This is a genomic window from Streptomyces solicavernae (assembly GCF_029968095.1).
Lineage (GTDB): Bacteria > Actinomycetota > Actinomycetes > Streptomycetales > Streptomycetaceae > Streptomyces > Streptomyces solicavernae.
On sequence record NZ_JASCIR010000002.1, the window covers coordinates 241774 to 256901 of the forward strand.

Annotated in this window: 11 protein-coding genes; 5 read left to right on the forward strand and 6 right to left on the reverse strand. The window is 71.6% G+C overall.

Going from position 1 to position 15128, the window contains the following annotated elements:
- The first annotated feature begins 50 nt into the window (after positions 1–50).
- From QIS99_RS03555 to QIS99_RS03570, 4 genes are all read left to right on the forward strand, one after another.
- Positions 51–1523 carry a vWA domain-containing protein gene (locus QIS99_RS03555; protein ID WP_408909477.1) on the forward strand — a complete coding sequence of 491 codons (1473 nt, stop codon included), beginning with the start codon at positions 51–53 and terminating at the stop codon, positions 1521–1523.
- Positions 1524–1597: 74 nt separating this feature from the next.
- A complete protein-coding gene (locus QIS99_RS03560) occupies positions 1598–2722 on the forward strand; it encodes an ATP-binding protein (RefSeq protein ID WP_282510266.1) in 1125 nt (374 codons plus the stop codon).
- Entirely contained in the window at positions 2719–5601 is a 2883-nt protein-coding gene (locus QIS99_RS03565) for a DUF5682 family protein (protein ID WP_282510268.1), read from the forward strand. Before QIS99_RS03560 ends, QIS99_RS03565 begins: the two co-directional genes overlap by 4 nt.
- Before the next feature lie 258 nt (positions 5602–5859).
- Positions 5860–6216, forward strand: a complete 357-nt coding sequence (locus QIS99_RS03570; RefSeq protein ID WP_282510270.1) for a hypothetical protein — start codon at positions 5860–5862, stop codon at positions 6214–6216.
- A gap of 106 nt (positions 6217–6322) precedes the next feature.
- Here QIS99_RS03570 and QIS99_RS03575 read toward each other — a convergent pair whose 3' ends face one another.
- Positions 6323–7432, reverse strand: a complete 1110-nt coding sequence (locus QIS99_RS03575) for a cation diffusion facilitator family transporter (RefSeq protein WP_282510273.1) — start codon at positions 7430–7432, stop codon at positions 6323–6325.
- Positions 7433–7566: 134 nt separating this feature from the next.
- Here QIS99_RS03575 and QIS99_RS03580 point away from each other — a divergent pair, with 134 nt between their 5' ends.
- Positions 7567–8499: a LysR family transcriptional regulator gene (locus QIS99_RS03580; protein WP_282510275.1), complete on the forward strand. Its 933-nt coding sequence runs from the start codon at positions 7567–7569 to the stop codon at positions 8497–8499.
- 75 nt (positions 8500–8574) lie between these two features.
- Here QIS99_RS03580 and QIS99_RS03585 read toward each other — a convergent pair whose 3' ends face one another.
- The 5 genes from QIS99_RS03585 to QIS99_RS03605 all read right to left on the reverse strand — a co-directional run bounded on the left by QIS99_RS03585 (position 8575) and on the right by QIS99_RS03605 (position 15027).
- The gene (locus tag QIS99_RS03585) at positions 8575–9504 is read right to left on the reverse strand and encodes a LysR family transcriptional regulator (protein WP_282510277.1); all 930 of its coding nucleotides are present in this window, start codon (positions 9502–9504) and stop codon (positions 8575–8577) included.
- 78 nt (positions 9505–9582) lie between these two features.
- Positions 9583–10503, reverse strand: coding sequence for a formate dehydrogenase accessory sulfurtransferase FdhD (gene fdhD / locus QIS99_RS03590; protein ID WP_282510279.1), 921 nt, complete (start codon positions 10501–10503; stop codon positions 9583–9585).
- Positions 10491–12824: an FdhF/YdeP family oxidoreductase gene (locus QIS99_RS03595; RefSeq protein WP_282510281.1), complete on the reverse strand. Its 2334-nt coding sequence runs from the start codon at positions 12822–12824 to the stop codon at positions 10491–10493. The genes fdhD and QIS99_RS03595 overlap by 13 nt, the downstream gene beginning before the upstream one ends.
- Positions 12825–12972: 148 nt before the next feature.
- Positions 12973–14340 (reverse strand): NAD(P)/FAD-dependent oxidoreductase, encoded by a 1368-nt coding sequence (locus QIS99_RS03600; protein WP_282510283.1) that lies wholly within the window; start codon positions 14338–14340, stop codon positions 12973–12975.
- Between the two features lie 90 nt (positions 14341–14430).
- Positions 14431–15027 (reverse strand): DsbA family protein, encoded by a 597-nt coding sequence (locus QIS99_RS03605; protein WP_282510285.1) that lies wholly within the window; start codon positions 15025–15027, stop codon positions 14431–14433.
- Positions 15028–15128 lie beyond the last annotated feature (101 nt).

Below are 15128 nucleotides of genomic sequence, written 5' to 3' on the forward strand. Positions count from 1 at the left end.
CCACCGCCGGGCCGGGCCCTGCCTCTGCTGCGTCGGCTTCCGGGGCGGGGGTGGTTCCGGCGCAGGGCGGTCCCGGTGGCGGGGCGTCCTCGCCCGGGCCCGTGGCCGACGCGCAGGACAACCGGCGCCAGGTGCTGTACTGGCGGCTGCTCGCCCGGCTCTTCGACCAGGAGGAGCAGGCCGCCCTTGAGTCGGCGAGCCTCGGCGTCGTGGAGGACATCGGCCTGCCGGCGGCCCTCCTCGACCCGCAGGCCTCGGTCGACTCGATCGTGCAGCGCCACCCGGACCTGGCCGCCGAGTTCGACGGACTCATGGCACCCCAGGAGACGGACGCGGAGGGCGAGCGGGACCGGGCCGCCGAGGTGCGGCGCGCCGCCCTCGTCTCGAAGGTACTGCTCAACACCTTCTCCACGGGCCACGGCACCGTCAGCGCCGAGCAGTTGGCGCGCTGGCAGTCCGACGCGGGCTGGCTGGAGCGGGCGCTCGGCTGCAAGCCGGGCGACCTGCGCGGCGGCCGCGGAGGCGGCGCGGGTGCCCACACCGCCGGAGCCACGGGCACCGGCGCCCCCGGCGGCGTCAGCCCCACCGGCAGCGGCGTCGGCTCCACGACCCCCGACCTGAGCAAGCTGATCCCGGCGATCGGACCCGAACTCGGCTCCATCGAGGCCGACCTGGTGAAGCGCATGCACCTGCGCGAGGTGCTGGCCGACCCGCAGCTGGCCGCGCAGCTCACGCCCAGCATGTCGCTGATCGAGCAGCTGCTTCGCGACAAGAACAACCTCTCCGGCGTCGCCCTCGCCAACGCGAAGGCCCTCATCCGCCGCTTCGTCGACGAGGTCGCCGCAGTGCTGCGCACCCAGGTGGAGAAGTCCACGGTCGGCGCCCTGGACCGCTCCGTGCCGCCGAAGCGGGTGTTCCGCAACCTCGACCTCGACCGCACCATCTGGAAGAACCTCACCAACTGGAGCCCGGAGGAGGAGCGGCTCTACGTCGACCGCCTCTACTACCGGCACACCGCCCGCAAGACGACCCCGCAGCGCCTGATCGTCGTCGTCGACCAGTCCGGCTCCATGGTCGACTCGATGGTCAACTGCACCATCCTGGCGTCGATCTTCGCCGGCCTGCCCAAGGTCGACGTGCACCTCATCGCGTACGACACCCAGGCCCTCGACCTGACGCCGTGGGTGCAGGACCCGTTCGAGACGCTGCTGCGCACCCAGCTCGGCGGCGGCACCGACGGCACGGTCGCGATGGCCCTGGCCCAGCCCAAGATCGCCGAACCGCGCAACACCGTCGTCGTGTGGATCTCCGACTTCTACGAGTGGCGCGGCGAGGAACTCTTCGAGTCGATGGCCGCCGTGCACCGCTCCGGCGCCAAGTTCATCCCCGTCGGTTCCGTGACCAGCTCCGGCCGGGGGAGCGTCAACCCCTGGTTCCGGGAGCGGTTCAAGGACCTCGGTGCGCCCGTGCTGTCCGGGCACATAAACAAGCTCGTCCACGAGCTGAAGACGTTCCTCACCTGAGTCCGCGCGCCCCTTCCGCGGCCCGCGAGACCCGAACTCCTCCTTCCCGTAAGACCTGTTGAGAAAGGCCTGCCATGTCCGACCTGCTGCGCGCCCCCGCCGAGATCAAGTACGCCGAGGAACTCGACTGGCTGGAGTCCGTCGACGACAACCCGAAGCCGTTCTCGTGGCGGCTCTCGCCGAAGATGGTCCGCCTGTTCATCGTGGGCTCCGAGCGCGCCGACGGCCTGGACCGCGAGATCGCGCCCAAGTGGTTCGGCGACCGCAGCTTCGTGGAGCGCTCCATCGTCACCCTCGCCTCCGACCGCGGCCTGCTCCTCATCGGGGACCCCGGCACCGGCAAGAGCTGGCTGGCCGAGCTGCTGTCCGCGGCGATCTCCCGCAACTCCACGCAGGTGGTGCAGGGCACGGCGGGCACCACCGAGGACCACATCAAGTACTCCTGGAACGTGTCGATGGTCATCGCCAAGGGCCAGTCGCGGGAGTCGATGATCCCCTCGCCGATCATGACCGCGATGGAGACCGGCACGATCGGGCGGTTCGAGGAGCTGACCCGCTCCACGAGTGACGTCCAGGACGCGCTGATCTCGATCCTCTCCGAGAAGTACATCTCGGTACCCGAGCTGGGCAGCGACCGGGACAGCGACAACATCGTCTTCGCCAAGCCCGGCTTCTCGGTCATCGCCACCGCCAACAGCCGCGACCGCGGCGTCAACGACCTGTCCTCCGCCCTCAAGCGCCGGTTCAACTTCGTCCGCATCCCGGTCGTCACGAACAAGAAGAGCGAGGCGGAGATCGTCCGCTTCCGCACCGAGGAACTTCTGCGCCGCCACCAGATCGAACTCGACGTGCCGCCCACACTCCTCGACGTCCTGCTGCAGAGCTTCGCCGACCTGCGCGCCTCCGCGGCCGCCGCCGGCAGCGACGACGAGAAGCTGGAGTCGGCCCTGTCCACCGCCGAGCAGATCGGCGTCCTGGAGGACGCGATCCTGCACAGCAACTTCTTCGGCGCCCGCGAACTCACCGCCCGTACGCTCGCGTCCTCGCTCGTAGGCTCGCTCGCCCGGCGCGAGCCCGAGGACCTGGCCATCCTCAACAAGTACCTGCACGGCGTGGTCGAGCCGCGCAGCACCGAAGAGGGCGGCTCCTGGCCGGAGTTCCTCGAAGGCGGCCGCGACGCGATCGCGACCCTGTCATGAGCGCGCCCCACGAGCAGTCCGGCGAGCAGCCCCACGTCCAGCTCCACGTCCAGCCCCACGAGCAGTCCGACAGTCGGCCGTTCGCCTCGCTGCGCGGACAACTCCAGGAAGCGGCGACAGAGTTCGCGGGTGGCTCCGACGCCCTGGAGGGCATCCTGCTCGGCCTCGTCGACGACGTCGACCGGGCGATCCGCGAGCCCCTGGAGATCTTCCCCGTCTGCCACCACTCGCCCGCGTCCGCGCTCGCGATGGCCCGCAGGCTCCGGGAGAAGCAGCCGAAGGTCGTGTACCTGGAGCTGTGCGAGGACATGGCCCCGCTCCTCACCGAGCTGCGCAACTGCAAGCTGCCGGTGGCCGTCCAGTCCTTCGCGACCGGGATCGACGGCTTCCCCGCCGAGTGGTCCCCGCTCTCGGTGGTCGCCCCGATCACCGAGGCCTCCGCCGAGTACCAGGCCATCGCGTACGCCCTGGACACCCCGGGCGTCGAGCTTGTCCTGGTCGACCGGTCCTCGGACCACGTCTTCCAGTGGGACGCGCGCGGCGAGCAGCCCTCGGAACCGGCCGACCCGGATGCCCCGCCGGCCGAGGAGGAGGCGGCCCTGCACGGGGACGCGGTCGGCGTGGAGATCGGCGACCTGCGACCGCGCTTCGCCGAGCTTGAGGAACACCTGCTGCGCCACGGCCGGGTGCGGCACTGGTCGGAGTGGTGGCACCAGTACGTCGAACTGCCCCTCGGCGACAGCGACCACGACACGTACCGCCAGGTCATGTTCCTCATCGGCAGCCTCTTCCGGCGCCTCGCACCCGGCGACGCGCACCGGGTGCGAGTGGACGAGGACCGCGAGCGGTACATGTGGACCCGGATGCGGGAACACCGCGCGGCGACCGGCGTCGACCCCGCCGACTGCCTCTACGTCTGCGGCGCGTTCCACGCGGCCAGCCGCGTCGAGGAGTTCGGGATCGACGGCGCCGACACCTTCGGGATCAGCCCGCGCACCGCAACCAAGTGGCAGCACGGACTGATCCCGTCCAGCCACGCGGCGATCGAGGCCCAGTTCGGGCTCGCCGCGGGCTCCGTCTCGATCGCGGCCACGGTGTGGGCGAAGAACGTCAAGCGCACCCGCGTCGAGCCGTACCGCCTGGAGGGGCAGGCGGGCGGCAGGAAGTCCAGGGCCAGGAAGAAGACCGTGGCCGCGCCGCCTCCCGTCGCGGAGATCGAGGCCAAGGACAGGCTGACCGGCTTCCTGCAGCAGCCACCCGTCCTGGACGGGCTCGACGAGGCCGAACTGCTCGGCTGGTCGGTGGACATCGTGCGCGCGGCCCGGCGCAACGGCTATCTGTCCTCGACCGCCGACGCCATCGCCGTGTTCGAGACGTCGATCCTCCTCGCCGGGATGCGCGACCGCGCCAAGCCCACGCCGTACGACTTCCAGGACGCGGCCGTCACCTGCATCGAGAAGGACGCGGTGCCCGGCAGGCGGGACGTGCGGCGGCTCGTCGAGATCATGATGGGCGGCGACCGGATCGGTCAGGTCGGCTACGAGTCGCTGCCGCCCCTGGCCCGCGACGTCCACGACCGCCTGGCGCCGCTCCAACTCCCGCTGGAGAAGCGAGGCGTGCAGCGGGCGCTGCTCGACATCGCGGGACGCCCGGAGCTCGCCTCCTGCTCCGACGTGCTGTGGATGCTGCGCCGGCTGCTGCCGCACGGCGCGGCCAGGCCGATCATGGGCGAGCGGAAGCTGGGGGAGCGGTCCATCCAGGAGTCCTGGGACCTCGCGCTCGGCACCCACCAGCGCGCCCTCATCGAGCTCGGCTACGAGGGCGTCAGCATCGAGCAGGTCCTGGAGCAGCGGCTGCGCCGCGCGGCGTACGCGCCGACGGCCACGGCGGCGACGGTCCTCGAAGCCGTCGAGGACGCCACGCTCTACCTGCGCAGCCGCCGCCTCGCCGACGAGCTGGGCCACCACGCCCTGACGGTGCTCACCACCGAGCGCAGCGTCGACGGGGCGCCCGAGGTGCTGCGCCGGGTGCGGCGGCTCCTCGCGTACTACCGCACCAGCGAACCGGTGCTGCCGCCTTGGATCGAGTCCTTCGTCAAGGCGGGGTACGCGCACTACTGCACGCTGCTTCCGGTGGCGTTCACGGACGAGGACGCGACCGTCCGGCAGGTGGCGGCGATGCTGGGCTTCCTGTTCAGCATGGAGAGCCTCGCCCTGTCCCTCGGCTGCGACCGGACCCAACTGGAGCTGTCCGTCGGCCAGTCGCACCCTCAGGACCCGTCGAAGACGGCGCTGCTCTGGGCCGCGCAGACCCACCTCGGCACGCTGCCGCGCGCCGAACTGCGCGCCCGCTGCGACGCGTTGCTCGGCAACCCGCTGGTGGTGCCGTCGTACCCGCGCTACCTCAGCGGTTTCGTGCACGCCCTGGAACCCGTTCCGGGGCTCACGGACTTCGTGGTGGAGGCGGTGTCGAACGCCTTCGGCAGGCTGCCGGACCCGGTGCTGCTGCCCTGGCTGCCGACGCTGATCACGACGCTCCGCAAGGACGGCGCGGATCTGGCTCCGCTGCTGATACGCGAGGCGGGCCGGATCTTCCCCGGCCGTCTCGCCGCCCTGGACGCGTGGGTGCCGCCGTGGCTGGCCCAGCCCGCCGTGGACGCGGCCCGGCCCGGCAGGGGTACGGGCGGGGGCGCGGCGTACGCCGGCCGCAGCGCGCTGCTCGTCGCACACCCGCAGACGTGTGACGCGGTGGCGGAGCTGCTCGGCTGCGCCGGGGAGTGGGCACCGGAGGGCTCCGGCCCCGGGGCCGCAAGCGGCGCGGCGCTGCTCGGTCGGCACCCGGAGACGGCGGCGGCGCTGGGGGCTCTGCTGGGCGGCTGAGGACCGGCGGCGCGGCCCGTACGGCGATTACCGGCCCCCCACGGAAATTACCGGGGCGGTCGAAAAGGGCGGCCCGGTAATCCGTACATATATTGTCGCGCCCAGCGATGTAGTGAAGTGCCCGAATAGTTCGCGATTTGTATTCCGGCCGCGTCTCGGGTGTAACGCGCGGATGTTTCCGGGACGCAGAACCAGGAAAGGGGGCGACCCCAGGGGGAGTGACCCCATCGACAGCGCGACCATCAGATCGGATTCCCAGTGAGCAGCCACGACCCGATGTCCGGATACCAGTCGTACAACGGGCCCGCCGGGCCGCCCGAGCAGCCTCTGCGCAACCAGAGCGCAGGTCGCAGGGGTGCGCTGGTGGTGGCCACGATCGCCGATGTCGCCGCGGGCTTCCTCGGCCTGTGGATCCTGCTGTTCCTGCTTGACGCGAACCAGGGAAATGCATTCGTCGAGTTCGTGCACGGCACGGCCGATTGGCTGGGCGCCTGGGCGCAGGACATATTCACCATGGAGACGGAAGGCCTGCGCGTTCTGCTCAATTACGGCCTGCCGGCGGTGATTTACCTCGGCGTCGGCCACGGCATAGCCTCCCGCCTGAAGTCGGCCTGAAGTCGGCCTGAAGTCGGCCTGAAGTCGGCCTGAAGTCGGCCTGAAGTCGGCCTGAACCCGGCCAGAGGGCGGGCATCCACGGCGATCAACCTGGTCGTAGGGATCGTCACCGGCTGAGCCCCGGGCCCCCTCCGCCCGGGCCCGCGCCGTCCGGATCAGTGCCGTCCGGATCAGTGCCCTGGCCGACGCCCCGGTCGACGCCTCGGCCGGAGCCCCGTCCCGGTGTCGGGTCGAGGTAGACCCGGCCGACCGCGGGGAGCAGGGTGCGCAGGCGGGACTCGGCCTCCTCGCAGGCCGACTCGATCTCGGCGGCGGTCGACGCGTCCCGGAAGTCGACCTTCGCGGCGACCAGGATCTCGCGCGGGCCCTGGACGAGGGTGGTGAGTTCCAGGACGTCCTCGACGGGGCCGACGGCGAGCAGTTCCCGGCGCAGCGCGTCCCGCTTGGCTCGGGGCAGGGCGCGGCCGATGAGGAACTCGGTGTTGGATCGCCCCAGGACCCACGCCACGTACACGAGCAGCACGCCGATGAGGACCGAGGCGATGCCGTCCCACACGCCGGAGCCCGTGAGCTGGCCGCCGAGGAGGCCGAGGGCGGCGAGGGCGAGTCCGGTGAGGGCCGCTGAGTCCTCCATGACGACGGCCTTCACGGCGGTGTCGGGGGTGTGGCGGAGGTAGTGCCGGACGGGCACGCGCCGGTCCCGCGCCTCGCCCGCGGCCTGCTTGAGGCCGGTGCGCAGCGAGTACGCCTCCAGGGCGAAGGCGACGGCCAGGACGAGGTACGAGAGGAGCGGGTCGCCGGGCTCCTTGCTGTGGGTGAGGGCGTGGATGCCGTCGTACAGGGCGAAGACGCCGCCGCCGACGAACGTGGCGACCGAGGCGAGCAGGGCCCAGATGTAGCGGGCGGGCCCGTAGCCGAGCGGATGGTCCTCGTCGGCGGGCTTCTCGCTGCGGCGCAGGGCGGTGAGCAGCAGGAGCTCGGTGACGGTGTCGGCGACCGAGTGGCCCGCCTCGGACAGCATGGCGCTGGAGCCGCTGAGGACTCCGGCGACGGCCTTGGCGGCGGCGATGCCGAAGTTGGCGGCGGCCGCGACGACGACGGTGAACGTCGACTCGTCGCCCGGCGCCGCACCCCGCCCGGCACCCCGCCCGGCGCCCTGCCCGGCGCCCCGCCCCGCGCCCTGTGCCTCACCCTGTGACTCGTCTCGTGGCTGCATGCGCGGCAGTATGCCCGCTACGTATGAGCTACGTACGAGATGTCCGAGGCAGGCCGCGGGCCCGTGCCCCGGTGCGGGGGCGAGCGCCGTGCACCGCCTTTACCTGCGGCTTTCTTTCGCGTATCCATATCCGCATGCTGTTGCGCCAGTTGGAGTACCTGAGTGCCCTGTCACGGGAGGGGCATTTCGGGCGCGCGGCGGAGGCCTGCCATGTCTCGCAGCCCGCGCTCTCCGCGGGCATCCGCAAGCTGGAGGCCGAGCTGGGCGTGCAGATAGTGCAGCGCGGCCGGCGCTTCGAGGGCTTCACGCCCGAGGGCAAGCAGGTGCTGGAGTGGGCGCACCGGATGCTCGCCGAGCAGGGCGAGCTGCGGCACGCGCTGGCCAGCATGCGCGGCGGCCTCTCCGGAGTGCTGCGCATCGGCGCGGTCCCGACGGCGCTCACGATCGCCTCGCAGCTGACCACGCCGCTGCGGGAGAAGCACGAGCGGGTGCGGTTCGCCCTGGAGTCGATGGCGTCGCGGGAGATCGTCAGCCGCCTCAACGACTTCGAGATCGACGCGGGGATGACCTACGTCGACGGCGAGCCGCTCGGCAAGGTGCGGGTGGTGCCGCTGTACCGGGAGCGCTACGTGTTCCTCACGCCCGGCGACGGACAGTTCGGCGGGCGGGACGCGCTCGGCTGGGACGAGGCCGCGCTGGCCCCGCTGTGCATGCTGACGCCGGTGATGCAGAACCGCCGCATCCTCGACGCCTGCTTCGCCGAGGCCGGGGCGCTGGTCAGTCCGGTCGTGGAGACCGACACCGTCTCGGCGATCTACGCGCACGTCACGTCCATGCGGCTGTCCAGCGTCATCCCGCACGCCTGGCTGCACAACTACGGCGTACCGGAAGGCACCCGCGTACTCCCGCTGCCGCGTCCCACCCGCTCCTGCCACGTCGGCCTCGTCCTCGCCGACCGGGACCCCGAGTCGATGCTGGCCCGCGCCCTGGTGGAGACGGCGCGCGAGGTGGACCTGCACGGCGCCCTGGACGACACGCTCCGCCGCCACCTGGGCGCCCGCGTCTGACCCGCGAGGACCCGCGCCCGCGGCCCGCCTCCTGCGTGCCCGCGGCCCGCCTCCTGCGTGCCCGCGGCCCGCCTGCTACGTGTGCCCCGCCCCGCTCGGCACCAGCTCCAGGGCGGCCGTGACATCCGTTCTGCGGGCGATGTCCGCGAGCGCCCGGGCGAGTACGGAGCCGGGCTCGCGGGCGGCGACGGCCAGGCCCATCGGCATCGCGTGCGTGGGCCCGGTCATCGGCAGGGCACGCATGCCGTGCGGCACGCCGAAGACGTGCAGCCAGGTGTGCGGCACGATGCTGGCCCAGCGGCCGGTCCTGACATGGGCGAACAGCGCGGCCACCGAGTCCGTCTCGACCCGCGGGGAGACCTCAAGGCCCGCCTCCGCGAACACCTCGTCGAGCACCTGGCGGCCCTGCATCGCCGGGCTGAGCAGGCACAGCGGCAGCCGTGCGGCCTGAGGCCAGTCGGCCGTGGCGTGCTCGGCGGAGGCGTCGGCGGCGTCGGTGAGCAGGACGTACCGCTCCTCGTACAGCGGGATCGTGCGCACGCTGTCCGGAAGTTCCCGGTGCAGGTATGTGATGCCCGCGTCCAGCTCGAAGCCCTGCACCTGCCGGACGACGTCCTCCGCCCGCAGGTCCGCCGTCACCTCGACGGTCACGAGCGGGTGGGCGGCGCAGAGCGGCGCGGTGAGCTGGGCGACGGCGCCGGAGGCGGTGGGTACGGAGCCGATGCGGAGGGTGCCGGAGAGGCCGGTGCGCAGGGCGGCGACCTCGCTCTTCATGGCGTCGCGGTCGGCCAGGATGCGCTGCGCCCAGACGACGATGCGTTCGCCCTCGGGGGTCAGGCCCTCGTACTTCCGGCCGCGCCGGACGAGGGGGACGTCGAACTCCTCCTCCAGCTTGCGGATGGCTTCGGAGAGGGCGGGCTGGGAGACGTAGCAGGCCTGCGCGGCCCGGGCGAAGTGCCGTTCGCGGGAGAGGACGAGGAGGTATTCGAGTTGACGGAGGAGCACGATTCGGGTCTACCGGAGGTTGAAGTACTGGTCTACCGGAGGTTGAGGTACTGGTCTACGGGAGGTTGAGGTACTGGTCTACGGGAGGCTGAGGTACTGGTCTACCGGAGGTACAGGCACTGGGCTGGCCGAGGGCTGGCCGACCGGCGCGGGCGCGAGCCGTTCGGTGTGCGTGTACACGTTCATGGACGAGCCCCGCAGGAACCCCACCAGCGTCAGACCCGCCTCGTCCGCCAGGTCCACGGCGAGCGACGAGGGGGCGGAGACGGCGGCGAGCATCGGGATGCCCGCCATCACCGCCTTCTGCACGAGCTCGAACGAGGCCCGCCCGGAGACCATCAGGACGGTGTCCCGCAGCGGCAGCGCCCCGCCCCGCAGGGCGTGTCCGACGACCTTGTCGACGGCGTTGTGCCGCCCCACGTCCTCGCGCAGGCAGATCAGCTCCCCGCCGGACGTGAACAGCGCGGCCGCGTGCAGCCCGCCGGTGCTGTCGAACACCCGCTGGGCGGCCCGCAGCTGTTCGGGGAGCGTGGCCAGGGTCTCGGGCGGGATGCGGAGCGGGTCGTCCGCGACGGCCCAGGTCGTCTGCGTACGGACGGCGTCGAGGCTGGCCTTGCCGCACAGGCCGCAGGACGACGTGGTGTAGAAGTTCCGCTCCAGGGAGGCGTCCGGTGCGGCCACGCCGGGGGCGAGGGCGACGTCCACGACGTTGTACGTGTTGCCGCCTCCCCCACTCTCCGAGCGGGAGGTGCCCCCGGCCGTCGCGCCCGCGCAGTACCGGATGCCCGCCACGTCACCGGCGCCGTGGACGACGCCCTCGCCGACGAGGAACCCGGCGGCGAGGTCGAAGTCGTGGCCCGGGGTGCGCATGGTGATGGTCAACGGCCTTCCGCCGACGCGGAGTTCCATCGGCTCCTCGACGGTGAGCGTGTCGGGCCGGGTGGTGCTGCGGCCGTCCCGGATGCGCAGGACGGGCTTGCGCGCGGTCACACGTCCCATGCCGGGCTCCCTTCCTTCGCGCCCTGCGGCTCCTCGCCGGCGCGCGCGGGTTCCAGTCGTACGAGAACGCCCTTGGAGGTCGGGCAGTTGCTGATGTCGGCGACGCTGTCCAGGGGGACCAGGACGTTGGTCTCGGGGTAGTACGCGGCGGCCGAACCGCGGCTCGCCGGATACGCGACGACGCGGAAACTCTCGGCCCGGCGCTCCCGCCCGTCGTGCCAGACGCTCACCAGGTCCACCAAGTCACGGTCGGCCAGGCCCAGTTCGGTCAGGTCGTCGGGGTTGACGAGGACGACGCGGCGGGCGTTGTGGATGCCGCGGTAGCGGTCGTCGGGCGCGTACCAGACGGTGTTCCACTGGTCGTGCGAGCGCAGCGTCTGCAGCAGCAGATGGCCCTTCGGCACCTGTGGCATCGTGAACGCGTTGCAGGTGAACTGCGCCTTGCCGCTCGCGGTGCGGAACTCGTACGAGTTCACCGGGTTGGGCAGGGTGAACCCGCCGGGGACGGTGACGCGGGCGTTGAAGTCCTCGAAGCCGGGGACGACGCGGGATATCCGGTCCCGGATGGTGCCGTAGTCCTGCTCGAACTCCCCCCAGGGCAGGGCGGGTTCGTCGCGGAGCGTGGCGCGCGCCAGCCGGGAGACGATCGCGACCTCGCTGAGCAGCTCGGGCGAGGCGGGCGGGAGTTTGCCGCGGGAGGCGTGGACCTCGCTCATCGAGTCCTCGACGGTGATGAACTGCTCGACACCGCTCTGCACATCGCGGTCGCTGCGGCCGAGAGTGGGCAGGATCAGCGCGGTGTCGCCGCACACCGTGTGGGAGCGGTTCAGCTTCGTGGAGACGTGAGCGGTGAGCCGGCACCCGCGCATCGCCTCCTCGGTGACGGCGCTGTCGGGCGTCGCACGCACGAAGTTGCCCGCCACACCCAGGAACACCTTGGCGCGTCCCTCGTGCATGGCGCGGATGCCGTCGACCGCGTCCAGGCCGTGGTGCGCGGGCGGCGTGAACCCGAACTCCTTCTCCAGGGCGTCCAGGAACGGCTGCGGCATCCGCTCCCACACGCCCATGGTGCGGTCGCCCTGGACGTTGCTGTGTCCGCGTACGGGACACACGCCCGCGCCCGGGCGGCCGAGGTTGCCGCGTGCGAGGAGGAAGTTGACGATCTCGCGGATGGTGGGCACGCCGTGCTTGTGCTGGGTCACGCCCATCGCCCAACAGACAATGATCTTACGGGCGTTGAGGACCCGGTCGAACAGCTCGTCGATCTCCTCGCGCGGCAGCCCGGTCGCCGCCAGGACGTCGTCCCAGGACACCTTGCGGGCCTGCTCGGCGAACTCGGTGAAGCCGGAGGTGTGGGCGTCGATGAAGGCGTGGTCGAGGACCGAGCCGGGGGCCGCGTCGTCGGCCTCCACCAGCATCCGGTTCAGGACCTGGAACAGCGCGAGGTCGCCGCCTGCGCGGATGTGCAGGAACTGGTCGGCGATCTGGGTGCCCCGGCCGATGATGCCGCGCGCCTTCTGCGGGTTCTTGAACCGCATGAGCCCCGCCTCCGGCAGCGTGTTCACGGCCACGACCTGCCCGCCGCCCCGCTTGGTCTCCTCCAGGGCGGACAGCATCCGCGGGTGGTTGGTGCCCGGGTTCTGGCCCACGACGAACACCAGGTCCGACGCGTGGATGTCGTCCAGGGACACGCTGCCCTTGCCGATGCCCAGGGTCTCGCCGAGCGCGGAGCCGCTGGACTCGTGGCACATGTTGGAACAGTCGGGGAGGTTGTTGGTGCCGTACGCGCGGGCGAAGAGCTGCAGCAGGAACGCGGCCTCGTTGTTCAGCCGCCCGGATACGTAGAACAGCGCCTCGTCGGGGGAGTCCAGGCCGTTGAGTTCCCGGGCGAGGAGGGTGAACGCCTCGTCCCAGGCGATCGGCTCGTAATGCGTGCCGCCCGGCCGTTTCACCATCGGCTCGGTCAGACGGCCCTGCTGGTTCAGCCAGTAGTCGGACATGCCGTCGAGCTCGGCGATCGAGTGCTCGCGGAAGAACTCCCGGGTGACGCGGCGCGAGGTCGCCTCGTCGTTGATGTGCTTCGCGCCGTTCTCGCAGTACTCGTTCAGGTGCCGCTTGCCCGCGGGCGGCTCCGGCCAGGCACAGCCCGGGCAGTCGATGCCCTTGGCCTGGTTGATGTTCAGCAACGTCAACGCCGTACGCCGCACCGAGGTCTGGCCCAGCGAGTACTCAAGCGCGTGCGTCACCGCCGGAAAACCCGTCGCCCATGTCTTCGGCTCGGTCACCCTCAGGTCGTCGACAGGATCCTCATTGCTGCCCATTTTCCGTACTGCCTTTCCCCTGACCTTCGCTGCGGAGAAAGCTTCCGCCCGCCGTCCGCGGCGTGTCAAAGAGGGACTTTCGATGGGCCGATAGGCGCCGCTTATCAAGCGGTGCGGAGGGAATTCCCGGAATGCGGAGCGGACCTTCTCAAGCCGACTGCCTTTCCTCCGCCGCCCGTTCGACGATCTCCCGGATCGTGTCCCCCGTCAGATACATGTCCGTCTTCTCGAAGTCCTGCAGCGTCGCGGGCCGTTCCCACTGGAATCCGATGCGTACAAAATCGTCGCCCGCCACCGCGTTCAGCGCCCAGTTCGCGCCCGTACGGAAACGCGCCGTGAGGGTGCGGAGCGCCGCCAGATGGTAGCCGCGCGCCACCAACTGGGCGGGCGGGCCGGAGAGTTGGACGCCCAGCGGCTTCGACACCGCCTGCCAGCCGCCCAGGTCCACCACAAGCCCCAGGTCCTTGTGCCGGTACGGGGCCGGGCGTCCGCCCCGCAGCACGGCCGCCACATTGTGCGCCGCCGCCCAGCCCTGCCGCATCGCGTGCTGCGCCGTCGGCGGGCAGACCGCCTCGCCGCCCTTCGCCAGGTCCGGCACCGCCGCCGCGTCGCCGAGCGCGAACACCCCGTCGGCCCCGGGCACGGTCAGATCGGCGCCGACGACGAGCCGGCCCCGGCTGGTCTCCGCGTCGAGCGTCCCCACCAGCGGGCTCGCCGCGACGCCCGCCGTCCAGATCAGGGTGCGGCAGGGCAGCATCCGCCCGTCCGTCAGCGTCACCGTGTCCTCGGTGGCCTTCGCCACGGACACCCCGAGCGACACGTGCACGCCGCGCCGCCGCAGCAGGTCGAGGGCCCTCGCACCGAGCCGGTCGCCGAGCTCGGGCATCAGCTTCGGCGCGATGTCGACGAGGTGCCAGGTGATCCACGCCGGGTCGAGCCCCGGATAGCGCCGCACCGCCGCCGAGGTCAGCCGCTGCAGGCACGCCGCGGTCTCCGTGCCCGCGTACCCGCCGCCCACCACCACGAACTGCAGCCGCGCCGCCCGCTCGGCGGGGTCGCTGCTCGCCGCGGCCAGGTCGAGCTGCGCGATCACGTGGTCGCGGATCCACGCCGCCTCCGCCAGCGTCTTCACGCCGACCGCGTACCGGTCCAGGCCCGGGATGTCGAACTGGCGGGTGACGCTGCCCGGGGTCAGGACGAGGTGGTCGTACCGCTCCACCGTGGTCTCCCCGGTGATCAGCCGCACGACGACCGCCTTCGCCGCGGTGTCCACGCCCACCGCCGCACCCGGCACGACGCCGGTGCGGCGCAGCATCCGCCGCAGCGGCACGGCCACCGACTGCGGCGTCAGCACACCCGAGGCGACCTGCGGCAGCAGCGGCAGATACAGCTGGTGGGCCTGGGGCGTGACGATCCTGACCTCCGCCTCGCCGGGCCGCAGCAGCCGTTCCAGTTTGTGCGCGCACTCCAGGCCCGCGAAGCCGCCGCCGACGATCAGAATCCGGGGGACTGCCATGTGCTGCGCCTCCTGATGTCACTCGCCCTGATGGATGTCGCTCGCCCTGATGCCGCTCGCCCTGATGTCACTCACCGCGGCCGGTTCGGTTCACTGCGGGATCTGCTCAAGGAATTCCTGCACCGAGATCGCCGCGCCGCGCGCGAATCCGCCCTCGGCCCGCACCAGGGTCAGCTCCTCGCCGTCGAGCCGCGCGGCCGGCGTCTCCAAAACCCCGTACGCGCCGAAAGCCCCGGTGGCCTCACCGGCCCAGTGCACATACGTATGCGCGGTGACCTTTCCGTCGAATTCCGGGGAGCGCAGCCCGTCCACCTTTCCCGCGAGGGACAGCAGCACCGCCGGATCCGAGAAGCGGTCGAACCCCGGCGGGAACGGCTGGCCCGCGAAAAGTGCGGCGAGGTAGTCGGCGAACTGCCGCTGGCCGACGTCGCCCGCCGCGCCCAGGGCACTCAGCGCCCGTACGGAACCGCTGCCGCCGACCGTGCCGTCGAGGAGCGCCGCGAAGTGGAAGTGCAGGACGAAACGCCCTTCGTCTGCGGCCTGCCGCATGGTGCTCAGCAGGCCGTCCATCGCATAGCGGCTCGACCGGTCCCGCAGTTCGAGAAACAGATCGAGCGTGCGTGCGTTGTCGGGATTTCCGTAACGGAGAGTGGCGCCGTCCGGGCCTGTCGCGTTAGCCGGATGCATGCATTCGAGCGTGCCACGCCGGTCCGGGAGGCACGAGTCGACCACGGTCCCGGAGCACATTTCCCGACGCGAATTCCGCCCGCGCGCACCGCGCATTTCTC